The 22,123-nt window shown below is 72.8% G+C and carries 20 protein-coding genes; 2 read left to right on the plus strand and 18 right to left on the minus strand.

Going from position 1 to position 22,123, the window contains the following annotated elements; translation table 11 throughout:
- Positions 1–29: 29 nt before the first annotated feature.
- A complete protein-coding gene (locus ACK4LS_RS09725; RefSeq protein ID WP_409716555.1) occupies positions 30–962 on the minus strand; it encodes an alpha-E domain-containing protein in 933 nt (310 codons plus the stop codon).
- A complete protein-coding gene (locus tag ACK4LS_RS09730) occupies positions 956–2,683 on the minus strand; it encodes a circularly permuted type 2 ATP-grasp protein (RefSeq protein WP_409716557.1) in 1,728 nt (575 codons plus the stop codon). The genes ACK4LS_RS09725 and ACK4LS_RS09730 overlap by 7 nt, the downstream gene beginning before the upstream one ends.
- A 107-nt stretch (positions 2,684–2,790) precedes the next feature.
- On the opposite strand from ACK4LS_RS09730, the gene ACK4LS_RS09735 reads away from it, so the two are divergent.
- Entirely contained in the window at positions 2,791–4,014 is a 1,224-nt protein-coding gene (locus ACK4LS_RS09735) for a carbamoyl-phosphate synthase large subunit (protein WP_409716559.1), read from the plus strand.
- 124 nt (positions 4,015–4,138) lie between these two features.
- Here ACK4LS_RS09735 and ACK4LS_RS09740 read toward each other — a convergent pair whose 3' ends face one another.
- The 6 genes from ACK4LS_RS09740 to ACK4LS_RS09765 form a co-directional block, all read right to left on the minus strand.
- Positions 4,139–5,320: a zinc-dependent alcohol dehydrogenase gene (locus ACK4LS_RS09740; RefSeq protein WP_409716561.1), complete on the minus strand. Its 1,182-nt coding sequence runs from the start codon at positions 5,318–5,320 to the stop codon at positions 4,139–4,141.
- 101 nt (positions 5,321–5,421) lie between these two features.
- Entirely contained in the window at positions 5,422–6,156 is a 735-nt protein-coding gene (locus tag ACK4LS_RS09745) for a glycosyltransferase (protein ID WP_409716563.1), read from the minus strand.
- On the minus strand, positions 6,153–7,547 hold the full coding sequence (locus tag ACK4LS_RS09750) for a PIG-L family deacetylase (protein ID WP_409716565.1): 1,395 nt from the start codon (positions 7,545–7,547) through the stop codon (positions 6,153–6,155). The genes ACK4LS_RS09745 and ACK4LS_RS09750 overlap by 4 nt, the downstream gene beginning before the upstream one ends.
- On the minus strand, positions 7,541–8,593 hold the full coding sequence (locus ACK4LS_RS09755; protein ID WP_409716567.1) for an acyl-CoA dehydrogenase: 1,053 nt from the start codon (positions 8,591–8,593) through the stop codon (positions 7,541–7,543). Before ACK4LS_RS09755 ends, ACK4LS_RS09750 begins: the two co-directional genes overlap by 7 nt.
- A gap of 90 nt (positions 8,594–8,683) precedes the next feature.
- Complete coding sequence (locus ACK4LS_RS09760; RefSeq protein WP_409716568.1) at positions 8,684–9,850, minus strand: alpha/beta fold hydrolase; 1,167 nt, start codon at positions 9,848–9,850, stop codon at positions 8,684–8,686.
- A gap of 36 nt (positions 9,851–9,886) precedes the next feature.
- Positions 9,887–10,726: a helix-turn-helix transcriptional regulator gene (locus tag ACK4LS_RS09765; RefSeq protein ID WP_409716570.1), complete on the minus strand. Its 840-nt coding sequence runs from the start codon at positions 10,724–10,726 to the stop codon at positions 9,887–9,889.
- Between the two features lie 142 nt (positions 10,727–10,868).
- Between ACK4LS_RS09765 and ACK4LS_RS09770 the strand changes: the two genes are divergently transcribed.
- Positions 10,869–11,807, plus strand: coding sequence for an SDR family oxidoreductase (locus ACK4LS_RS09770; RefSeq protein WP_409716572.1), 939 nt, complete (start codon positions 10,869–10,871; stop codon positions 11,805–11,807).
- Between the two features lie 37 nt (positions 11,808–11,844).
- On the opposite strand, the gene rocD is transcribed toward ACK4LS_RS09770, so the two are convergent.
- The 10 genes from rocD to ACK4LS_RS09820 form a co-directional block, all read right to left on the minus strand.
- Positions 11,845–13,062 (minus strand): ornithine--oxo-acid transaminase, encoded by a 1,218-nt coding sequence (rocD, locus tag ACK4LS_RS09775; RefSeq protein WP_409716574.1) that lies wholly within the window; start codon positions 13,060–13,062, stop codon positions 11,845–11,847.
- Entirely contained in the window at positions 13,059–13,943 is an 885-nt protein-coding gene (ddaH, locus tag ACK4LS_RS09780) for a dimethylargininase (protein WP_409716576.1), read from the minus strand. Before ddaH ends, rocD begins: the two co-directional genes overlap by 4 nt.
- A 250-nt stretch (positions 13,944–14,193) precedes the next feature.
- Positions 14,194–15,705 (minus strand): alpha-N-arabinofuranosidase, encoded by a 1,512-nt coding sequence (locus ACK4LS_RS09785; RefSeq protein WP_409716578.1) that lies wholly within the window; start codon positions 15,703–15,705, stop codon positions 14,194–14,196.
- Positions 15,706–15,822: 117 nt separating this feature from the next.
- Complete coding sequence (locus ACK4LS_RS09790) at positions 15,823–16,851, minus strand: NAD(P)/FAD-dependent oxidoreductase (protein WP_409716580.1); 1,029 nt, start codon at positions 16,849–16,851, stop codon at positions 15,823–15,825.
- The gene (gene fdxA, locus ACK4LS_RS09795) at positions 16,844–17,167 is read right to left on the minus strand and encodes a ferredoxin (protein WP_409716582.1); all 324 of its coding nucleotides are present in this window, start codon (positions 17,165–17,167) and stop codon (positions 16,844–16,846) included. Before fdxA ends, ACK4LS_RS09790 begins: the two co-directional genes overlap by 8 nt.
- Complete coding sequence (locus ACK4LS_RS09800) at positions 17,164–18,540, minus strand: FAD-dependent oxidoreductase (RefSeq protein ID WP_409716584.1); 1,377 nt, start codon at positions 18,538–18,540, stop codon at positions 17,164–17,166. The genes fdxA and ACK4LS_RS09800 overlap by 4 nt, the downstream gene beginning before the upstream one ends.
- Positions 18,537–19,394: a uroporphyrinogen-III C-methyltransferase gene (gene cobA, locus ACK4LS_RS09805; protein WP_409716586.1), complete on the minus strand. Its 858-nt coding sequence runs from the start codon at positions 19,392–19,394 to the stop codon at positions 18,537–18,539. The genes ACK4LS_RS09800 and cobA overlap by 4 nt, the downstream gene beginning before the upstream one ends.
- Positions 19,391–20,281 (minus strand): ABC transporter permease, encoded by an 891-nt coding sequence (locus tag ACK4LS_RS09810; protein WP_409716588.1) that lies wholly within the window; start codon positions 20,279–20,281, stop codon positions 19,391–19,393. Before ACK4LS_RS09810 ends, cobA begins: the two co-directional genes overlap by 4 nt.
- On the minus strand, positions 20,271–21,050 hold the full coding sequence (locus ACK4LS_RS09815) for an ABC transporter ATP-binding protein (protein WP_409716590.1): 780 nt from the start codon (positions 21,048–21,050) through the stop codon (positions 20,271–20,273). Before ACK4LS_RS09815 ends, ACK4LS_RS09810 begins: the two co-directional genes overlap by 11 nt.
- A 1-nt stretch (position 21,051) precedes the next feature.
- On the minus strand, positions 21,052–22,119 hold the full coding sequence (locus tag ACK4LS_RS09820) for an ABC transporter substrate-binding protein (protein WP_409716592.1): 1,068 nt from the start codon (positions 22,117–22,119) through the stop codon (positions 21,052–21,054).
- Positions 22,120–22,123: the final 4 nt, after the last annotated feature.

The raw sequence follows: 22,123 nt of genomic DNA on the forward strand, positions 1-22,123 counted from the left end.
CAGCGCGATCGCCGCGGTCATGGCATCCGTCATGAGATCTCTCCGATCCACGCCGGCTCCGCCTGCGTCGGGAAGAACCGCGAGCGGATCGCCTCCGACGCCTCGCGGGTGACCGTCTGCACGCGCTGCATGTGCTCCGGCAGCTCCGAGAGGATCTCGCTGACCGGCCGGTACTCGAGGTCGTTGCGGATCTGTCCGAGTGCCCGGAGCACCGTGTTGGAGTGCCCGACGCGGTCGGCGCGCGGATCGATCGCGCTCATGCAGTCTTCGGCGCGCTGGATCGAGTAGATGATCGAGCGCGGGAACAGTCGGTCGAGCAGGAGGAACTCCGCGGCGTTACGGGCGCTCGGCATCCCGCGGTAGGTGCGCAGGTAGGCCTCGTACGCGCCGCACGAGCGGAGGATCGTCGTCCACGACGGGCCCGACACCTCGGTCAGCGACCGGGTGGCCAGCAGGCGCGCGGTCATGTCGGTGCGCTCGATGCTGCGCCCGAGCGTGAAGAACTGCCAGGCCTCGTCGCGGTTCGTGGAGGAGTCGACGATGCCGATGGCGAGAGCCGCGCGCTCGCGCACCCACTGGAAGAACTCGTGCACCTTGTCGGTCTGCAGACGCCGCGGCATCCGCGAGTTCGTGGTGTTGAGGATCTCCCACAGCTCGGTCGAGACGATCTCGCGCGCGCGGCGGGCGTTCTCACGGGCCGCGGTGATCGAGTACGCGATGCTCGACGGGTTCATGCGGTCGACGGCGAGACGGGCGAGCACGTCGTCGCGGCGCACCGTGTCGACGTCTTGCGGCCAGGCCGAGCCCATCACGCTGAGCAGCGACCGGCAGGCGGTGTCCTCGTCGATCCAGGGGTCTTCCAGCAACAGCTGCAGGTGCACGTCGAGGATGCGCGCCGTGCCGTCGCTGCGCTCGATGTACCGCCCGATCCAGAACAGGCTTTCCGCGATGCGGCTCAGCATCCGGTCTCCTCCCCCGTGCGCTCGGACGCCTGCTGCTGCTGCTCCGCCTGCGGGCCGTGCTGCACCCCGGCATCCTGCTGCTGCTGCTCCTGCTGGTCGCGGCCCGTGCGCTGGTCGCGGGGCGCGGTGGCCGGGGCGGGCTGGCCGTCGTAGATGATCGGGATGGCCTCGGTCACGGCGGCCTGGTCGGCGACGAGGCCCGAGACGCCGTTGCCCTGGCCGTACTCGACGTGCGAGGGGGCGGAGCCGCCGACGATCCAGGTGTCCTTCGACCCGCCGCCCTGGCTCGAGTTCACCACGAGCTGCCCCTCGGGCAGGGCGACGCGGGTGAGTCCGCCGGGGAGCACCCAGATGTCGTCGCCGTCGTTGACCGCGAAGGGGCGCAGGTCGGCGTGGCGCGGGCGCATCCCGTCTTCGACGAGGGTCGGGATGGTCGAGAGCATCACCACCGGCTGCGCGATCCAGCCGCGCGGGTCGGCGAGCAGGCGCTTGCGCAGGGTGTCGAGCTCGGCGGGAGAGGCGTCGGGACCCACGACGAGCCCCTTGCCGCCCGAGCCGTCGACCGGCTTCACGACGAGCTCGGGGAGGCGGTCGAGCACCTCCTCGAGCGCGCCCGGGTCTTCCAGCCGCCAGGTGTCGACGTTCTTCAGGATCGGCTCCTCGGCGAGGTAGTACCGGATCAGGTCGGGCACGTAGGTGTAGAGCAGCTTGTCGTCGGCGACGCCGTTGCCGACGGCGTTGGCGATCGTGACGTTGCCCAGGCGCGCCGCCAGCATGAGGCCCGGGGCGCCGAGCATCGAGTCGGCGCGGAACTGCAGCGGGTCGAGGAAGTCGTCGTCGACGCGGCGGTAGATCACGTCGACGCGCTGCGGCCCGCGGGTGGTGCGCATGAACACCTTGCCGCCCACGCACAGCAGGTCGCGTCCCTCGACGAGCTCGACGCCCATGAGGCGCGCGAGCAGCGTGTGTTCGAAGTACGCCGAGTTGTACACACCCGGGGTGAGCACGACGATGTTGGGGTCGTCGATCCCGGGCGGAGCCGAGGCGCGCAGGGCCGCGAGCAGCTTGTTCGGGTAGTCGCCGACGGGGCGCACGCGCATCGACACGAACAGCTCGGGCAGCGTCTGCGCCATGACGCGACGGTTCGAGATGACGTACGAGACGCCCGAGGGCACGCGCACGTTGTCTTCGAGCACGCGCATCTCGCCGTGCTCGTCGCGGATGAGGTCGATGCCCGACACCTGGATGCGCACGCCGTTGGCGCTGCGGATGCCGGCGGCCTGGCGGTAGAAGTACTGCGACGACGAGATGAGCCCCGCGGGCAGGATGCCGTCGCGCACGCAGTGCTGATTGCCGTACGCGTCGTCGAGGAAGGCCTCGAGCGCACGCACGCGCTGCTTCACGCCGGCTTCGATGCGCGACCACTCGTCGTACGCGATGACCCGGGGCACGGCATCGAGGGGGAACGGCCGTTCCTCGCCCGCGAAGTCGAACGTGACGCCCTGGGCCAGATACGAGCTCGCGAGCGACTCGGTGCGCCCGCGCAGTTCCTCCTGGGTCATCTGCGCGAGCGTCTGGTACAGCTCCCGGTACGCCTCGCGCGAGGGGGCGGAGTCTCCGGGCGCGGCCGGAACACCGAACATCTCGTCGTACGCCGGGATGCCGGATGCGGTCTTGCGCGGCGCCAGCGTGGAGCCGTAACCGTCGAACAGGTCACCCATGCCAAGACTCTACTCAGCGCCGTGTTGCGGGTACGTTTCCCCCACGGCCGACACAGGGGATGGATAGAGTGACGCCAACGTCCGCCGCAACGACCAGGGGTGCCTCCATGCGCGTGCTCGTCACCAGTTCCCGCAACACGTTCGCTCTCGACCTCATCCGCAAACTCGGCAGCGTCGGGCACACCGTGTTCGCCAGCGACACCTACGACGGCGCGGTCGGCAACCACTCGCGCTTCCTGGCCGGCCACTTCGCCACGCCCTCGCCGCGGTTCGAGACCGACGCCTTCATCGCCGCGGTGAGCGCCTACGTCGCCGAGCACGACATCGAGGTGATCATCCCCACCTTCGAGGAGGTCTTCTACCTCGCCGCGCGCGTCGCCGACCTGCCCGCGGGCGTGCGCCTGTTCGCCGGGAGCTTCGCCGACCTCGCCCGCCTGCACGACAAGGCGAGCTTCCAGCGCCTGGCCCAGGATGCCGGGGTGCCCATCCCCGAGACGGTGGTCGTGACCTCGCCCGAAGAGCTGCGCACGGCGATCGACGGCTTCCCGCGGTACTTCGCCCGCGCGGCGTTCTCGCGCGGAGGGGTGGGCCTGTTGACCAACACCGGTCCGCTCGCGGGCAAGATCCCGGTCGAGGAGTGCGTTCCCACGCCCGAGCAGCCGTGGCTCGTGCAGCCCTTCGTCGACGGGCCCATGGTCTGCACGTACAGCGTCGTCGTCGACGGCACGGTGCAGGCGCACACCACCTACAAGGCCGCCGAGCAGTGGGCGCACTCGACCGCGATCGCCTTCGTCGCCGTCGACAGCACCGACACGCTGCGGTACACGCAACAGCTCGTCGACGCCCTCGACCCGGGCTTCACCGGTCAGATCTCCTTCGACTTCGTCGACCACGGCAGCGAGGCCGCGCCCGACTACAAGATCATCGAGTGCAACCCGCGCCCCACCAACGGGGTCATCCTGCTCGACGCCGACGACGTGTCGAGCGCGATCCAGGGGCAGCTCGCCGAGCCCGTCGTCGCCGTGCCGGGAACGGAGCGTCAGATCACCCTCGCCGTGCTCGCCGACGCGTTCGCCGAGCCGCTGAAGCACCTGCCCAAGACGCTGCACGACCTCGTGCACGTGCGCGACGTGGGTGCGGGCTGGTGGGACGGTGCGGCGATGCTGTGGAGCCCGGCGACCATCGTGCACGGCGCCAAGATCTCGCACGGCGATCGCAAGGAGATCCTCGCCGCCCTCGGCGACGACATCGTCTGGAACGGGGAGCCGATCGAGGGCATGCCCGCGGCCGACGCCGAGGCCCTCGAGGCCGTGCACGCCGGTCGCGTCTGACCGGCATCCGCCCCGCCCCCCTGTCGTCACTCCCCCCGTCGAGTGTCCAGAACACGCCGTGGCGCGGTCAGCCGCACCGGCATGTCCTGGACACTCGACGAGCCAGAAGGACGCCGGGGAGGGGTCAGGCGCCGGGGCGCAGGACGACCTTGATGCAGCCGTCTTCCTTCTTCTGGAACGTCTCGTACAGGCCGGGAGCGTCTTCGAGCGGAGCGTGGTGGGTCACGAGATCCATCACGCCGAGCGGGTCGGCGGCGTCTTCCACGAGGGGCAGGAGGTCGTCGATCCAGCGCTTGACGTTGCACTGACCCATGCGGAAGTTGATCTGCTTGTCGAACATCGTCTTCATCGGCAGCACGTCGGCCTCACCGGCGTACACGCCGCTGAGCGAGACGGTGCCGCCGCGGCGCACGAGGTCGATCGAGGCGTAGACCGCGGCCAGCCGGTCCAGGCCGGCCTTGTCCATGAGCTTCTGCGCGAGCGCGTCGGGGAGGAGCCCCACCGCGTTCTGCGCCAGCTTGATGCCGCCGTTGCCGTGGGCCTCCATGCCGACGGCGTCCACGACACCGTCGACCCCGCGACCCTCGGTGAGGTCGACGAGCTCGTCGACCACCGTGTCGGTGAGGTCGTAGGTGAGCACGCCGTGGCGCTCCGCCATCGCGCGGCGGTCGGCCTCGGGCTCGATCGCGAGCACGCGGTAGCCCAGGTGCACGCCGATGCGGGCGGCGAACTGACCGACCGGGCCGAGGCCCATCACGGCGAGCGTGCCGCCCTCGGGCACGTCGGCGTACTTCACGCCCTGCCAGGCGGTGGGCACGATGTCGCTGAGGAAGAGGTAGCGGTCGTCGGGCAGGTCGTCGCCGACGCGGATGTGGTTGTAGTCGGCCAGCGGCACGCGCAGGTACTCGGCCTGCCCGCCGGGGACCTGGCCGTAGAGCTTGGTGTATCCGAACAGCGCGGCGCCACTGCCGTACTCGCGCACCTGCGTGGTCTCGCACTGCGACTGCAGACCGCGGCGGCACATGAAGCAGTGACCGCACGAGATGTTGAACGGAACGACGATGCGGTCGCCGACGGCGAGGTTCGTCACGGCCGATCCCACCTCGACGACGACGCCCATCGGCTCGTGTCCGAGCACGTCACCCTTGTCGATGAAGGGCCCGAAGAGTTCGTAGAGGTGCAGGTCGGAGCCGCAGATGGCGGTGGAGGTGATCTTCACGATCGCGTCGGTGGGCTCGAGGATCTCCGGGTCCGGGACGTTCTCGACGCTCACGTTGCGCTTGCCCTGCCAGGTCAGTGCTTTCATCGTCTTGCCTCTCGTCGGTGCCGGGGGACGACCAGTCTGCGCCGCCGCCCCCTCGATCGCGGAGGCGGTTGACGAATGGAGGCCGAGACCCATGGGCCGTGTCACGCCCCGGGTGCGGCGAGCGGCGGCGCGTCGATCGGCGGCGCGTCGATCCACGCGTGCACGCGCCGCAGGAACGCGGCGTAGCCGGCGGGGGTGCGGCCGGTGAAGCGTCCCGAGGTCTCGACCTCGTGCACGTCGCTGGCCTGCTCCCGCGCCCCGACGGCGCGGACCGCGCCGACGAGCGCGACGTCCTCGTGCTCGTCGAGGTCGGGGATGCCGCCGGCGGCGGCGTAGGTGCTCGCGCGCACCCCCAGGTTGGCACCGTGCACGTTGCCGGGCGGCCGACCCCGGTGGTGCGTGGCCCGCCAGTAGGCGGCGTGGCGGGCACTGAGGTCGGCGAAGTCGGGGCGGACCGTGCCCAGCACGAGGTCGACACCGGCATCCATCAGGTCGAGCTGATGCGTGAGCCAGTCGGGAGGGACCACCGTGTCGGCGTCGGTCATCGCGACCCAGGTGTCGGCCGGCGGCACGTCGAGGGTCGACAGCGCCCGTTCGACGCCGACCCGGCGGGCCGTGCCGACGCTGCGGGCATCGATCTCGACCGCGTCGACCGGCCAGCGGCGCACCTGCACCGCGGTGCTGTCGCGGCACGCGTCGAGCGCCACGACCACGGCCACGGCCAGGTCGGGTTCCCGCTCGCGCGCTCGCGCCGCCGCCCGCGCGACCGACGCCAGACAGCGCCCGATCAGCGCCTCCTCGTCGTGCGCCGGGATCGCGACGGCGACGCCCCTCACGGCACCAGTCCGGCGTCGGCCGCGACGGAGCGCGCCCCGGGGGGGCCGTACACCTCGAGCACGAAGTCCTCCTCCTCGTGCCGGACGAGACGCACGAGGTCGGGACGGGCGGAGAGCGCGTCGCCGACGCTGTCGCCGCTGCGCGGATATTCGGCGACCGGATGCCGCCAGTGGCACGCCACCAGGTGCCCATCGGTGCTCAGCGACGAGACGGCGGCCGTGAGTCCGCGGTCGAGATCGCCGTCCCCCCAGTAGTAGGCCACCTCCGACAGCACCACGAGGTCGAACGTCCCCTCCGGCCAGTCCTCGGGCAGCATCGCCCGGCGGAACTCGACGTCCGCACGACCGCTCAACCGCCGACGCGCACGCTCGAGCGCGGCCGGGGCGAGGTCGACGGCGAGCACCCGGTCGCAGCGCTCGGCGAGCCGCGCGGTGAGCGCCCCCGTGGAGCAGCCGGCCTCGAACGCGGCGCGATAGCGACGCCGGGGCAGCGCCGCCAGCAGCACCGAGCGCTTGCGCTCCTCGTACCAGCGCGAGTCGAACCCCCACGGGTCGTCGTGCCGGGCGTACATGTCGTCGAAGTAGTCCTGACCGACGGTGCCCGCACGGGCCGGCGTCGCCACCTCCCCCGCCGGTGGGGTCTCGGCATCCGGGGCGAAGAACACCTCGGCGTCGCGCTCGAAGTGCGCCCGCATGCGCGCGTGCACCATCGCCTCGTCGCCCGGCGCACGCGACAGCGGCTCGAGCTGGCTGGCGTGCGCGTCGAGCGCCCGGGTCTTGGCCGCGCGCGCCGCGGCGTCCAGGCTCAGGCGCTCGGCGCGCGCCCACGGCACGTCGTCGCCTCCGCCCCAGTGCCACAGCCAGATCGGGAACGCCCGCGAGCGGATGCCGCGCTGCGCGCAGACCTCCTCGGCGATCTCGCCGACCACGCGGTGATCGCGGTGCCCGTCGCCGCGCCAGGGCGAGAGCACGAGCACCCGCGCCACGGGGGCGCGGTCGAGCGTCTCGTGCAGCACCGAGGCGATGGCATCCCGGTACCCGTCGGTGCCGCCGTCGGGGAGGCCGAGGAACACCGGCGCGGAGGTGAGACCCACCCGGTCGACCGCCTCGAGCAGCTCCCGTCGACGCAGCAGTCCGAGGACGGCGGGCGTGTGGGTCGGGGATGCGGGGTGCGAGCCTTCGCCGTCGGTCACGACCAGCAGGTCGACGGGGATGCCGCGCGCCGAGGCGGTCGCGATGAGACCCGCCGCGCCGAGGCTCTCGTCGTCGGGGTGGGCGGCGATCACCACGATGCGGTCGACGTCGAGATCGAGGTCGGGCACCGGGCGGTCCAGGGCGGCCGCCCACACGCTCTCGTCGGTCCCGGGGTCGCGGTGGTCGAAGCTCACCATCCGTCGGCTCCCGTGGCCAGATCGCCGCCGATCCGCGCGAGATCGCGATCGCCGTGATGCTGCCGCACGTACACCTGCAGGTCGGCCACACGCCGCGCGTGGGCTTCGTCGGCGACGAGAGGAAGCGGCCCCAGCGCCCGGGCGGACTCGGTCAGCGTCGTCTCGACCGCGTCGGCCACGACGGCACGCGCGCGGGCGGCCCGCAGCCCCTCGGAGGCCGATCCCCCGGCCTCGAACGCCGTCGCCGTCTCGAGGAGGACCGCACGGGCCGCCCACAGGGCCGTGTCGACCCGCCCCAGGTGGACCCGGGCGAGCTGGTCGGCGCGGGCGGTCCCGGCGGCCGTCCGCAGAGCCTCGCGCAGCGGCAGGGCCCCGCCCCACCAGCATGCGGCGACCCCCACGCCGCCGTGCGCGAACCCCGGTCGGCGCAGGTACCAGCCGGGTTCGCCGACGGGCACGGCTGCGGCGCCTTCCACGTCGATCGGCGCGCTCACGACCCGCTCCAGCCCGCGCGCGTGCCAGGGACCGGTCCGCGCGGTCACCGCGGGGTCCCGCAGGTCGAGGGCGAACAGTTGCCGACGCTCCTCGTCGACCCATGCCGTGACGAGCGCGTGGGTGAGGTGCGACGCGAGGGAGCACCAGGGCTTCGTCCCGTGCAGGGTCCAGGTCCCGGCATCCTCGCGCGCCTCGAGCCGCATGCCGGGGCCCTCCGCGGCGAAGACGCCCCAGGCGCCCGCCGGGTCCACCGGCACGTCGATGCCCGCGGCGGCCGCTTCGTCGAGGATGCCGAGGGCGTCCAGGTGCGGCTCCAGCACACGGGCCGCGGCCACATCGCGCGACGCCACCGCGGCGAGCAGCTCCCAGGTGGCCGAGAGCGAGGACGGGCGCCGACGCCCCGCGTCGACGGCCCAGTCCAGGGTCGCCGCGATGTCGACGCCGAGCCCGTCGACGGCATCCGCCTGCTCGAGCACGGCGCGAACGGCCGCGAACGAGGCAGCGGTGTCGGGGATCAGCAGGGGGGAGGGGGGATGGTGGCCGTCGGTCACACACCCAGCGTGCGCCGTGGCGAGCCTCTCGCCTAGTCCTTGACACCGGCGCGTCCCGCGGGCAGCCCCGGCCACGGGCGCCGGTTCGCCTCAGCGGGGCGGCAAGCGTCGATGCAGCAGCGCGTCGACGCGGGCGAGGCGCAGCAGCACCGCGGGGAAGGCGGCCGACACCCCCTTCCGCGGGAGGCGGTCGATCCGTTCGGCGAGCTCGACCGCCCGGTGCCGCCGACCGCGCGCGAGGAGACGCGTCGCGTTCAGGAGCGCCATCGGGTGGGTGTCGAGGGCGCTGTGACCGTTGCGCAGCCGCAGCAGCACGGCATCCGGAGCCGTCGCGACCACCCGCTCGGCGATCGTCGGCGGGGTGCGCAGGTCGCGGTCGCCCGACAGCACGAGCATCGGCCAGGTGAACGCGCCCACCGCCTCGACCAGGTCGTAGGGCTCTCCCGCGAAGGCGGGATACCGCGGCGCGAGCGCGGCGTAGGTGAGGGCGGGGTCGAGCGGACCGCCGTCGGGCTCGGCCCCGTACCGCAGCTCGCGGAAGGCGATCGTGCCGACGAGGTCGAATTCGTAGACGCGCGGGATGCGCGCGATCGAGGCGTCTCGCGAGGCGTACGCGGCCAGGGCGCGCCACGCGAGACCGGGGCGGTGGCGCACGAGCGGGCGAACGAGGTCGTCGCCCGCGAGTTCGTACGCCGCGCGCACGATGTCGAGCACGGCGCGTTCGTCGACGCCGTCGGCCACGAGACGCCGCACGCCGCGGGAGACGTCGTCGCCGGCATCCCAGAAGAGTCCGCGCACGCGCTCGCGCTCGACGTCGATGTCGTCGGCGCACTGCAGCGCCGAATCCAGCAGCATCGCGGCGACCCGGTCCGGATGCCGCGCCCCGAACGCCATCGCGAGATAGCTGCCGTACGACGACCCGACCACGACGGCCCGATCGATGCCCTCGGCGTCGAGCACCGCGGCGAGGTCGTCGAGGACGGCGGCGATCCGCATCGCCTCCGGGGGGAGCGGCCGGGAATCGACGCCGGACCGGGAGCGGCCCACGCCGCGGTGCTCGACCATCACCAGGTCGAGCCCGCCCCGCGCGGCCCACCGCCGGAACCCCCGATACGGCAGCAGCGAGGCGAGCCCCGGACCGCCCGGGATGACGAGCACGGGGGTGGAGCCGCGCGGGCCCGAGCGCACGTACGACAGGTCGAACGCCGGAGCCCCGTCGGACGCGGGACGCCGAACCGACCGCACGCTCTCTCCCATGCCTCGCACGCTACCGCCCGCGGGCGGGCCCGGGGGTCACACCGGGGCGATCGAGCCCACGACCGCGAGCAGGCGCAGCTTCTCGGCGCTCTCGCTGCCGGGGACCGCGGTGTAGACCATCAGCGTGTGGGCCGTCTCGGGGTCGACGAGGGTCTGGCAGTGCAGGTCGAGCACGCCGACCGCGGGATGCACGAAGCGCTTGGTCTCGGCGGGGCGCAGGCCGATCTCGTGCAGCGCCCACAACCGCCGGAACTCCTCGCTGCGCGCCCGGAGGTCGGCGGCGAGCGCGGCGGCCCGGGACCCCGGTCCGCGACGGCCGACGATCTCGCGCAGGCCGGCGGCGAAGACCCGACTGAGGAACTCGTGGTCCTCGGCGGCGTACAGCCGCCGCGCCGCCGGATCGGTGAACCAGCGATAGCCGAGGCTGCGGGCGGAGCCGGTCCGCGCCGAGGCGTCGCCGGTGAGCGCGGCCCCCGGTCGCGTCTGGCGGAGCGTCTCGCCGAGCTCGGTCACGATCTCGGCCGGGGTGTCGTCGAGCCTGTCGAGGATGCGCATGAGGCCGGGGCTGACGTGGTCTCCCGCGCCCGCTCGCGATGTCGGCTCGTGGCCGGCGAGGTGGAAGAGGTGGTCGCGTTCGGCGCGGCTGAGGTGAAGGCCCTGCGCGATCGCGGCGAGCATCTGCGGCGACGGCTGCGGCCCCCGTTCCCGCTCGAGGCGGGAGTAGTAGTCGGCCGACATGTGGCTGAGCGCGGCCGCCTCCTCGCGGCGCAGTCCCGGGGTGCGGCGCCGTGGGCCGCGCGGCAGACCCACGTCTTCGGGCTGCAGTGCGTCACGACGGGAGCGCAGGAAGTCCGCGAGGGCCGGTCGATCGATCATGTCTCCTGTCTACGGCACGCACCGCGCGCGAGCCAGGACCCCGCGATCCCCCTCTGCGCTCGCGCGGAGCCTCGGATCGTCGGGCCCTGGTTCCCGCGGCTCCCCCGCACGACGCTGGGTGCACACCGAACCCGGAGGAACCATGACCGACATCGACATCCCTCTCCCTTCCCTGCACGGCCGACGTGCGGTGCTCACCGGCGGCAGCGACGGGATGGGGCTGATCATCGCCGAGCGGCTGGCCGCGGCCGGTGCCGAGCTCGTGCTGCCGGTGCGCAACCGCGACAAGGGCGAACGGGCCGTGCGGTTCATCCGCAGCCGCGTCGCCGACGCCCGCGTCGAGCTGGCCGATCTCGACCTGTCGTCGCTGGCGAGCGTGGCCGCCCTGGGCGAGACGCTGCGCGCCGGCGGGCGACCCGTGCACCTGCTGGTCAACAACGCCGGGGTCATGACGCCGCCCGCGCGGACGATCACCGCCGACGGCTTCGAGCTGCAGTTCGGCACGAACCACCTGGGGCACGTCGCGCTCGTCGCGCACCTGCTGCCGCTGCTGCGCGCGGGCCGGGCCCGGGTGGTCTCGCAGCTCAGCATCGCCGCGCGCAGCGGATCGATCGCGTGGGACGACATCACCGCCGAGCGCCGCTACGACGGACAGCGCATGTACACGGCCTCGAAGATCGCGCTGGGGCTCTTCGCGCTCGAACTCGACCGCCGGAGCCGCGCCGAGGGGTGGGGGCTCTCCAGCGTCGTCTCGCACCCCGGCGTCGCCCCGACCAGTCTGCTGGCGGCGCGCCCCGAGATCGGGCGCTCCTCCGACACCCCGGCGGTGCGGCTCATCCGCCGCCTGGCGGCCCGCGGCATCCTGGTCGGCACCGTGCGATCGGCCGCGCAGCCCGCGCTGCTCGCCGCCACGACCCCGGAGCCGCGCTCCGACGCGCTGTACGGCCCGCGCGGGCCGCTGCACCTGGGCGGCGCCCCCGCCGCGCATGCGCTGTACCGTCCGCTGCGCGACGTCGCCCAGGCCCGTCGCGTGTGGGACACCTCGCTCGACCTGGCCGGCGTCACCGCGCGGGTGGGCTGACCACGACGGGGGCGGACTCATCCGCCCCCGTTCGCCGTCACGCGCCGAGCACGTGCCGGATCTGCTCCACGGCCCAGTCGAGCTCGGTCGCGCGGATCGTCAGCGGCGGGGCGATGCGGATGGTCTGACCGTGCGTGTCCTTGACGAGCACGCCGCGCGCGAGCAGCTTCTCGGCGATCTCGCGACCGGTGCCCGCGGCCGGGTCGATGTCGACGCCCGCCCACAGCCCCGCGATGCGAACGGCGGTCACGCCACGGCCCACGAGCGCCTGCAGTCTCTGCTCGAGGTGCGCGCCGAGCGCCGTGGCGCGCGTCTGGAACTCCCCGGATGCCAGCATCTCGACCACCCGCAGGCCCACGGCCGCGGCGAGCGGGTTGCCGCCGAAGGTCGAGCCGTGCTCGCCCGCGCGGATCACGCCGAGCACGTCGGCGTCGGCGACGACCGCCGACAGCGGGAGGATGCCGCCGCCCAGGGCCTTGCCGAGCAGGTAGAGGTCGGGGACGACACCCTCGCGGTCGCACGCGAACGTCTCGCCCACTCGGCCGAGGCCGGACTGGATCTCGTCGGCGATGAACAGCACGTTGCGAGACGTGCAGATCTCGCGCACGCGACGCAGGAAACCCTCCGGCGGGATGACGACGCCGGCCTCGCCCTGGATGGGCTCGATGAGCACCGCGGCGGTGTTCTCGTCGATCGCCGCGGCGATGGCATCCGCGTCGCCGAAGGGCACGTGCACGAAGCCGGGGGCGTAGGGCCCGAAGTCGTCGTGCGCGGTGGGGTCGTCGCTGAAGCCGACGATCGTGGTGGTGCGGCCGTGGAAGTTGCCGTTCGCGACGATGATGGTCGCGGCGTCGGGGGCGATGCCCTTCGTGCGGTACCCCCAGGCGCGCGCCACCTTGATGCCGGTCTCGACGGCCTCGGCTCCGGTGTTCATCGGCAGCACGAGGTCTTTGCCGCACAGCTGCGCGAGCGCGGTGGCGAAAGGTCCCAGGCGGTCGTTGTGGTACGCCCGGCTCGTGAGCGTCAGGCGCTCGAGCTGCTCGCGCGCGGCCGCGAGGATCGCGGGGTGGCCGTGCCCGAAGTTGAGCGCCGAGTAGGCCGACAGCAGGTCGAGGTAGCGCTTGCCCTCGACGTCGGTGACCCACACGCCCTCGGCGCGCGAGACCACGACGGGCAGCGGGTGGTAGTTGTGGGCGAGGTGGGCGCCCTCCTCGGCGATCAGACGGGCGCCGAGGTCGTCGACGGTCGTGCTCATCGCGAGCCGCCTCGCAGCTCCAGCGTGCAGCACTTGATGCCGCCCCCGCCGAGGAGGAGCTCGGAGAGGTCGACCATCACCGGGGTGTAGCCGCGCTCGCGCAGCTGCGCCTCGAAGCCGACCGCGCGCGGGGAGATGATGACGTTCTTGCCGTCGCTGGCGGAGTTCAGCCCGAACACGGCGCCGTCGCTGTCGGAGACGCGGATCGCGTCGGGGTAGCGCTCGCGCAGGATCGCCTGGCTGCGCTCGTCGAACGCGGTCGGCAGGTACGCGATGTTGGCCTTCTCGACGCCCCCCGGACCCTCGACCGGGTCGAGCACCGCGATGGCGGTGTCGAGGTGGTAGAACCGCGGGTCGGTGAGCGTCAGCGACACGACCTCGCGCGAGAACACCTCGCCGACCTCGCGGTGGCTGTCACCGGTGGAGCGGAAGCCGGTGCCGGCGAGGATCGTGTTCCCCACGAGCAGGAAGTCGCCCTCTCCCTCGTTGACCTCGACGGGCTCGGCGACCTCGAAGCCGTTCGCGGCGAACCAGTCGATGAAGGCGGGCGCCTCGGCCGCTCGCTCGCGGAAGCGGAACTTCGGCCCGTAGGCCACACCGTCGATCACGAAGCCGCCGTTGGCGGTGTAGACCATGTCGGGCAGACCCTCGAGCGGATCGATGAGCTCGATCTCGTGGCCGAGCGACACGTAGGTGTCGTACAGCGCCTGCCACTGCTTCACGGCGAGGGCCGTGTCGGTGGGGCGCGAGGGCTCCATCCACGGGTTGATGCTGTAGCTCACCGTGAAGTGATCGGGCCGGCACATGAGGTACCGGCGGTGCTGCTGCACGCGCTCGGTCGTCTCGACCGGGGCGGGGGTGGCGATGGGGGTAGCGGACATCTCTGCTCCTCGGAGAAAAGGTGCGGCGGACGCTGTCCTGGGGCGCGGTGGCCCTTCGACCCGGTGGCGCCGCGGCGCCGTGCGGGGAAAGGTCGGTCCGAGCACGCCGCTGACATTGTCGCACGCGCGCGCGAGGGGGCGCGAGCGGCGCGGGCGCTGCCTCCGCGATCCGCGCGGTCAGCGCCACCCCGCCCGGCAGGGACGCACGGCAGCCGGATCGCCGAGCCCGCGCGCCCCGCGAGCGCCGGCCTCACCGCGTCCGCAGCGCCAGCGCCGCCCACGCGATGGGCGGGAGGGTCACACGGAGGATGCCGCCCTCGAGCCGCGACTCCACCGCGCGGGGCTGCACGCGCTCGGGGTCGTCGAGCGTGTTGCGGGCGTACGGGTCGTCGTCGTGCAGCAGGTGGGTCTCGACGATCTCGGCCGCGCCCAGGCCGCTGACGTCGATCGTGACCTCGATCGCCTCCTCGCGCCCGCGGTGCACCAGGAAGATCGCGGTCGCACCGGTGTCCGCGTCGTGGGTGGCCACGGCATCCACCGCCGCGACCGTGCCGTGCTTCGCCGTGTCGATCGACGGCGCCTCCACGTGCAGGCGCACGGCGTCGCCCTGGGCCAGGCGCGAGGTGATCGCGAACGGGAAGAACGTCGTCTGACGCCAGGTGGGCCCGCCGGGCTCGGTCATGATCGGGGCGATCACGTTGACCAGCTGGGCGAGCGAGGCGGATGCCACCCGGTCGGCGTGCGAGAGCAGCGAGATCAACAGGCTGCCGAACACCACGGCGTCCAGGGCCGAGTAGACGTCTTCCAACAGGCGCGGGGCCACGGGCCAGTCGTCGATGGCGGTCGGTTTGACCGAGTCGACGCGGTCGATGTACCAGACGTTCCACTCGTCGAACGAGATGTCGATGCGCTTGTCGCTGCCCTTCACGGCGCCCACGTGGTCGGCCGTGGCGGCGACGGCCTCGATGAAGCGGTCCATGTCGACGGCGGAGGCCAGGAACGAGTCGACGTCGCCGTCGTGCTCCTGGTAGTACGCGTGACACGAGATCATGTCGACGTCGTCGTAGGTGTGCTCGAGCACCACGCGTTCCCACTCGCCGAAGGTCGGCATCTGCGCGCCCGACGAGCCGCACACGACCAGCTCGATCGAGGGGTCCATCTGCCGCATGCCCTTGGCCGTCTGCGCGGCGAGCTTGCCGTAGTCGTCGGCGGAACGGTGGCCGAGCTGCCACGGGCCGTCCATCTCGTTGCCGAGGCACCACACGCGCACGTCGAACGGAGCGGTGCGACCGTTGTCGATGCGCTGCTGCGAGAGGGCGCTCCCCCCGGGGATGTTGCTGTACTCGAGAAGGTCGATGGCCTCGAGGGTGCCGCGGGTCCCGAGGTTCACGGCGAGCATGAGGTCGCTTCCGGCCTTGGTGAGCCAGTCGCTGAACTCGTGCAGCCCGATCTCGTTCGTCTCGGTGGAGTGCCAGGCCAGATCGAGACGGCGGGGGCGCCGCTCCCGCGGACCCACGCTGTCCTCCCACCGGAAGCCGGAGACGAAGTTGCCGCCGGGGTAGCGGATGAGCGAGACGCCGAGCTCGCGCACGAGCTCGAGCACATCGCGTCGGAAGCCCTGCTCGTCGGCCGCGGGGTGGCCGGGTTCGTAGATGCCGTCGTACACATGGCGGCCGAGGTGCTCGACGAAACCGCCGAACAGGCGGCGGCGCACGGCCCCGATCGGGAAGCGGGGGTCGACGGTGATTCGGGCAGCGGTCATCGGTGCTCCTCGGGATTTTCGACGACGCTACCGCGAGCGGCGGCGACCGCTGAACGTTTTCGAAACCCCCACCCGGATGCCGTGACCGGCCCCGCCGCGTGCCCCGGGGTCGCGCGGTCAGTGCGCCGTCCGCACCCCGAGCAGGTCCTGCACCAGCACCGCGGCCGCCCGCGCGCCCTGTCCGGCCGCGACGATCAGCTGCTGAGGACCCGGGGCGGCGGCATCCCCCGCCGCGTACAGCCCCCGCACCGACGTGCGGCCGGAGCGGTCGGTGACGAGGTGCCCGTCGGCATCGACGTCGGGGGCGAGCGGGGCGAGGAAATCGTGGGCGGCGTGCCACGTGGGCCGCACGAACCCGCCGTCGACGGCCAGGCTGTCCCCGTCGACGAAGCGCACACCGGCGAGCTGCCCGCGTTCGCCCTCGAGAGCGGCGATCGCGCGGCGCTCGACGGCGACCCCGGATGCCACCAACTCGGCCTCGTCGACCGGGTCGATGACGGAGGCGCCGTTGGTGCACACCGTGAGCGTCGACGTCCAGCGGGTCAACAGGCGCGCACGGTCGGCGAGATCGGACGTCTCGCCGATGAGGGCGACGGGCGTGTCCTGCAGTTCCCAGCCGTCGCACGCGACGCAGCTGAAGACCGACATGCCGTAGAACGAGCGCAGATTCGCCACGTCGGGAAGCGTCTCGCGCAGCCCGGTCGCCACCACCACCGTGCGCGCGGACAGAACCGGGGATGCCGCGGCGGCGCGGCCCGTGAGGGTGGCGACGAACCCGTCGGCATCCGTCTCGATCCGTGCCACGGCGGACCGGTCGAGGACGCGGACCGCGTCGTAGGCGTGCAGCTCCTCGCGGGCGAGCCTGCGCAGCTCGATGGGCGAGATGCCGTCGCGGGTGAGGAAGCCGTGGGAGCGCAGGGTCGCGGCGTTGCGGGGCCGACCGGTGTCGACCACGACGACCGAGGCGCGGGCGCGGGCGAGGTTCAGGGCGGCCGAGAGCCCCGCCGGCCCGCCGCCGACCACCAGCACGTCGGCCGAAGCGACCTCGGCGGCGGTCCCGTCGGCGGCCCCGTCGGCGAGAGCCCGCGCCGCCGAGCCGGCGTCGACGCGCCCCGCGCCGCGTCCCCCGACGCCCGCGTCAGTCATGCGCCTGCGGCGGCAGGACCGCGATGACGGGGTGGTCCTTGGCGATCACGCCGACCTTGGCGGCTCCGCCGGGCGAGCCGATGTCGTCGAAGAACTCGACGTTGGCCCTGTAGTAGTCGGACCACTCTTCGGGGAGGTCGTCTTCGTAGTAGATCGCCTCGACGGGGCAGACCGGCTCGCACGCACCGCAGTCGACGCACTCGTCGGGGTGGATGTAGAGCGAGCGTTCCCCCTCGTAGATGCAGTCGACCGGACACTCGTCGATGCAGGCGCGGTCTTTGACGTCGACGCAGGGCAGGGCGATCACGTAGGTCATGGGACGAGCACTCCCGACCGCGAAATACCCACCTGCTCCTCGCGCGACACGACCTTGACCCGCTCCCGCGTGTGCGCGTGCGCCGCGCCGAGCGCGCGCTCGTGCGCGTCGAGGGCGCGCCAGCCCTCCCACGTCGTGAACTCCACGCCCCGCGCGGCGAGGGCGTCCAGGACGTCACCGTCGATCGTGGGTGCCGACAGGGCGCCGGCCTCGACGTCGGACACGAGGTGCGCGATGGTCTCCATGGCATCCGACTTCGTGTGCCCGATGAGGCCGACGGGCCCGCGTTTGATCCAGCCCGTGGCGTACAGCCCCGGCACCGTCTCGGAGCCCTCGACGACACGGCCCTCGACGTTGGGCACCACGCCGCGCACGGCGTCGAACGGCGCGCCGAGAACGGGGCTCGAGAAGTAGCCGACCGCGCGGTACACCTGCTGCACCGCGATCTCGCGGAGCTCGCCCGTGCCGCGGACGGTGCCGTCGCCGACGGGCGCGGTGCGCTCGAAGCGCAGACCCTCGACGCGGTCCTCCCCCCGTACGGCGAGGGGGGAATGGTAGAAGTGCAGGTGCAGGCGGCGGCTCGCGCCCGTCTGCTCGCGCGTGCGCCAGCTGTTCAGCACCCGCAGCATGACCTTGAGCTGGTTCGTGGGGGCCTGGGCGGGGTCGGCATCCGCGAAGTCCTCGTCGTGCACGACGATGTCGACGTCGGGCACCTCGCCGAGTTCGCGCAGCTCGATGGGCGTGAACTTGATGTCGGCGGGACCGCGCCGACCGAACACGTGCACGTCGGTGACGGCGGAGGCCTCCAGCCCGTGCAGCACGTTGTCGGCGATCTCGGTCGAGCGCAGGTCGGCGGCGTGCTTGGCGAGCACGCGGGCCACGTCGAGGGCGACGTTGCCGTTGCCGATCACGGCGACCTCGCGCTCATCCAGCGGCCAGTCGCGGGGCACGTCGGGGTGGCCGTCGTACCAGGCGACGAAGTCGGCCGCGCCGTACGAGCCGGGCAGGTCGATGCCGGGGATGTCCAGGGGCGCGTCGCGCAGGGCACCGGTGGCGAGGATCACGGCGTCGTAGCGCGCGTGCAACTCGTCGACGGCGATGTCACGCCCCACCTCGACGTTGCCGATGAAGCGGGTGGAGCCCGCGTCGAGCATCCCGTGCAGCGAGTCGACGATGCCCTTGATGCGCGGGTGGTCGGGCGCGACGCCGTAGCGGATCAAGCCGTAGGGCGCGGGGAGCGCGTCGAACAGGTCGATGGCGACCGTGCCGCCGGCGTCGGTCACCGCGCGCGTGAGGATGTCGCCCGCGTAGATGCCGGCGGGGCCGGCGCCGACGATCGCGACGCGGAGCGAGGTGAGAGAAGACGAGGTCACTGCGAGGGGGCCTTTCCGACGATGGTGAGGGGGTCGAACGTGAGATCGAGGGACGCCAGGGCGGCGGGGGCGTAGGGACTCAGCCGCACCACGTCGCCCACCACCACGACCGCGGGAGAGCGCACCCCGCGCTCGGCGGCCTGGGCGGCGATGGTGGCGAGGGTGCCGACGGTCACGCGCTGGCGCGCGCCGAAGCCGTCCTCCACGATCGCGACGGGGCAGTCGGCGCCGCGCGCGCCGCGAGCCAGCGTCAACGCCGAGTTCGCCAGGGTGCCCACGCCCATCAGCAGCACGACGGTGTGATCGCGCCCGCCGCTGAGCGACGCGATCTGGTCGTGGGCTGTCGCGACGGTGAAGCTCGTCGCCACCCCGCGGTGGGTGAGCGGGATGCCGGCGAGCGCGGGCACCGATACGGCACTGGTGACGCCGGGGACCACGCGGACGTCGATGCCGGCCTCCCGGCAGGCGAACAGTTCCTCGCCGCCGCGACCGAACACGTAGGGGTCTCCGCCCTTCAGGCGCACCACGGTGCGACCGGCGAGCGCCTCGCGCACGAGCAGGGCGTTGATGGCATCCTGCGGGACGGCGTGATGGCCGGGGAGCTTGCCGACGTCGATGACCTCGGCCTCCAGGCGCACGCCCTCGGCGGCCAGGCCGTCGAGCACGCCTCGCGCGCCGAGACGGTCGGCGACGATCACGTCGGCGGACTCGAGGGCGCGCAGCCCCCGGAGCGTCAGCAGGCCCGCATCGCCGGGTCCGGCGCCCACCAGCCAGACGACTCCGGATGCCACGGGCCCGGCCGGGCCCACGGCCTCGCCCGGGGTGGCATCCGCCCGCCTCACCGGCCCGCTCACCGCGCCCCGCCCGACAGCAGCAGGCCGCGACCGCGCAGCATGCGCCGTTCGATGGGGCCGAAGAAGGCGAGCTCGATCAGGATGCCGATTCCGAGGATGACGACGATCGTGGCGAGCACCCCCGCGAGGTCGGCGAGATCGCGCGTCTGCTGCAGCATCGTGCCGAGGCCGAAGCCGATCGTGCCGCCCGAGGTGATGATCTCGGCCGCCATGAGCGAGCGCCACGAGAACGCCCACCCCTGCTTGAGGCCGGCGAAGTAACCCGGGAGGGCGGCGGGCAGGATCACCGAGGTCGCCAGCTGCCAGCGCGATGCGCCCAGCACCGTCCCCACACGGCGCAGCTGCGGCGGCACCTGGTCGACGCCCGAGATGAGACCGTTGACGATCGAGGGGATCGCGCCCATCAGGATCACGAAGTACGCCGTGGCATCCGTGAGTCCGAACCAGATGATCGCCGCCGGCACCCACGCCACCGACGGCAGCACCTGCAGGCCCGAGATGATCGGGCCGACCGCGCGACGGATCGGGCGCACCTCGGCCAGCAGCAGACCGATCGGGGTGCCGATCACGATGGCGATGAGAAAGCCCAGGATGCCGCGCTCCAGGCTCGTCAGCACCGCTTCCTGCAGGCGGCCGGTCTCCCACGCGAAGGCCAGCGAGCCGAACACGTCGGCGGGGCTGGGCGCCTTGTCGGGGCGCGGGTCGGCGACGACGATGTACAGCTGCCAGGCGGCGACCAGGAGGACGACGAAGATGACCGGCGGCAGCACGCTCGTCCAGAACGTGCGCCAGCGACCGGCTCCGGCATCGGTGGCGGTCTGGAGGTTGTCCAGTCCCGCCTCCAGGCTCCGCAGGTCGTCGGCGGGGGCCGTGGTGTCAGCGCGCATTGCGGCGGATCTCCTTGCGCAGTTCGTGGGTGATCTCCCCCGACAGGGCGGCCACCTCGGCCGAGTCGATGCGGCGGCCCTCGGTGCGATCGATGCGCCACTCGGTGACGACGCGACCCGGACGGCTGCCGAGCAGGATCACGCGCTGACCGAGACGGGCGGCCTCGCGCACGTTGTGGGTGACGAACACGATCGTGCGACCGGTCGTGCGCCACACTCGCTCGAGCTCCTCGTGGAGGAGGTCGCGGGTGATCGCGTCGAGGGCGGCGAAGGGCTCGTCCATCAGCAGCACCGGCCGGTCCTGCGCCAGGGCGCGGGCCAGGGCCACGCGCTGACGCATGCCGCCCGAGAGCTCGTGCGGGCGCTTGTCGGCGGCATCCGCGAGATGGACGGTGTCGAGCAGGGCGAGGGCCTCGTCGCGCCGACGGGCGCGCGCCACGCCGCGCAGGCGCAGCGCGAGCTCGACGTTGCGACGCGCGCTCAACCAGGGCATGAGCGCCGATTCCTGGAACATGACCGCCGAGCCCGCGGCGGGCGTCTCGATGCGACCCGCGGTGGGGCGGTCGAGGCCGGCGATGAGGTTCAGCAGCGTCGACTTGCCGCACCCCGAGGCGCCCAGGAGGCACACGAACTCGCCCGGGGCGATGTCGAGGGTGATGTGGTCGAGCACGACCGGGCCCGCACCGAAGCGTTTCGAGACGCCGTCGATGCGCACCGCCGGGGCGGTGGTGAGGGCGGGTGCCGCCGTGTCGATGCGGGCCGTGGTCATGTCACTCCTCGCCGAGGCCGGCGGCCGAGATCGCCGACTCACCGCTTCGCGTCAGCTGCGCGTTGAGCAGGCGCAGGTCGAACAGGCCCTCGATCGAGCCCGGCTTCTGCGTACCGGCGTCGATGCCGTTCTCGACCAGCGTCGAGAAGGTGTCGGCGTGCGGGTCGACCGCGTACGTCACGTGCTCCAGCGCCCGGGCGATGACGGCGTCGGCGAGCGGCTTGCCCGTGTCGGCGGCGATCTGCGCGTTGATGACGGATGCCGCGGTGCCGGCGTTGTCGGCGATCCACGTGACCGACGCCTCGTGGCCGGCGAGCAGCTTCGACACCGTCTCGGGATGCTGGTCGAGGAACTCCTTGCGCACGAGCAGCACGGTGGTGGGGAACTGCCCGTCGGGCCACTCGTCCGCTTCGTCGACGAGGACTTTCGCCCCCGCGTCGATCACCAGCCGCGACACCCACGGCTCGGGCAGCCACGCGCCGTCGAGCTGGCCGTCCCTGAAGAGCTGGAAGGTCTGAGCGTTCTCGGTCGGGGTGATCGTGACGTCGCCGCCGCCCGAGGTGTCGGTTTCGAAGCCCTGCTCCTTCAGCCAGCCGCGCAGCGCCACGTCCTGCGTGTTGCCGAGCTGCGGGGTGGCGAGGGTCTTGCCTTTCAGGTCCGCGGGGCTGTCGATGCCGTCGCGCACGACCAGTGCGGCACCACCGGTGGCGGCGCCGGCGACGATGCGCGCCGATTCGCCGCGTGACTGGATGAACGTGTTGATCGACGGGTTCGGTCCGATGTAGGTCGCGTCGATCGCGCCGGCCGAGAGGGCCTCGATGGCGGCGGGTCCGGCGTTGAACACCTCGGTCGACAGCGTCGTGTCTCCGAGTGCATCCTGCAGCAGGCCCTCCTGCAGACCGACGAGCGCGGGAGCATGGGTGACGTTGGCGAAGTAGCCGAGGCGGAGCTCGGCGGCGGGGCCCTGGTCGGCGCTCTCGGCGGAGGCGGCGCCCGAGGCGCAGCCCGTCATCATGGCCGCAATCAGTCCCAGGGTTGTGATCGCGGTCGCGGTGCGCAGTGTCTTCACGGTT

This window comes from Microbacterium sp., assembly GCF_046295495.1.
In the GTDB taxonomy this organism is placed as follows: domain Bacteria; phylum Actinomycetota; class Actinomycetes; order Actinomycetales; family Microbacteriaceae; genus Microbacterium.

Bases quoted from the DNA above. Each gene is read 5' to 3' on its own strand.
- ACK4LS_RS09740 (WP_409716561.1), bottom strand. From the start codon at position 5,320: ATGAAAGCACTGACCTGGCAGGGCAAGCGCAACGTGAGCGTCGAGAAC.
- ACK4LS_RS09735 (WP_409716559.1), top strand. From the start codon at position 2,791: ATGCGCGTGCTCGTCACCAGTTCCCGCAACACGTTCGCTCTCGACCTC.
- ACK4LS_RS09760 (WP_409716568.1), bottom strand. From the start codon at position 9,850: ATGGGAGAGAGCGTGCGGTCGGTTCGGCGTCCCGCGTCCGACGGGGCT.
- rocD (WP_409716574.1), bottom strand. From the start codon at position 13,062: ATGAGCACGACCGTCGACGACCTCGGCGCCCGTCTGATCGCCGAGGAG.
- ACK4LS_RS09770 (WP_409716572.1), top strand. From the start codon at position 10,869: ATGACCGACATCGACATCCCTCTCCCTTCCCTGCACGGCCGACGTGCG.
- ACK4LS_RS09810 (WP_409716588.1), bottom strand. From the start codon at position 20,281: ATGCGCGCTGACACCACGGCCCCCGCCGACGACCTGCGGAGCCTGGAG.
- ACK4LS_RS09730 (WP_409716557.1), bottom strand. From the start codon at position 2,683: ATGGGTGACCTGTTCGACGGTTACGGCTCCACGCTGGCGCCGCGCAAG.
- ACK4LS_RS09785 (WP_409716578.1), bottom strand. From the start codon at position 15,705: ATGACCGCTGCCCGAATCACCGTCGACCCCCGCTTCCCGATCGGGGCC.
- ACK4LS_RS09750 (WP_409716565.1), bottom strand. From the start codon at position 7,547: ATGGTGAGCTTCGACCACCGCGACCCCGGGACCGACGAGAGCGTGTGG.
- ACK4LS_RS09790 (WP_409716580.1), bottom strand. From the start codon at position 16,851: ATGACTGACGCGGGCGTCGGGGGACGCGGCGCGGGGCGCGTCGACGCC.
- ddaH (WP_409716576.1), bottom strand. From the start codon at position 13,943: ATGTCCGCTACCCCCATCGCCACCCCCGCCCCGGTCGAGACGACCGAG.
- ACK4LS_RS09725 (WP_409716555.1), bottom strand. From the start codon at position 962: ATGCTGAGCCGCATCGCGGAAAGCCTGTTCTGGATCGGGCGGTACATC.
- fdxA (WP_409716582.1), bottom strand. From the start codon at position 17,167: ATGACCTACGTGATCGCCCTGCCCTGCGTCGACGTCAAAGACCGCGCC.
- ACK4LS_RS09815 (WP_409716590.1), bottom strand. From the start codon at position 21,050: ATGACCACGGCCCGCATCGACACGGCGGCACCCGCCCTCACCACCGCC.
- ACK4LS_RS09765 (WP_409716570.1), bottom strand. From the start codon at position 10,726: ATGATCGATCGACCGGCCCTCGCGGACTTCCTGCGCTCCCGTCGTGAC.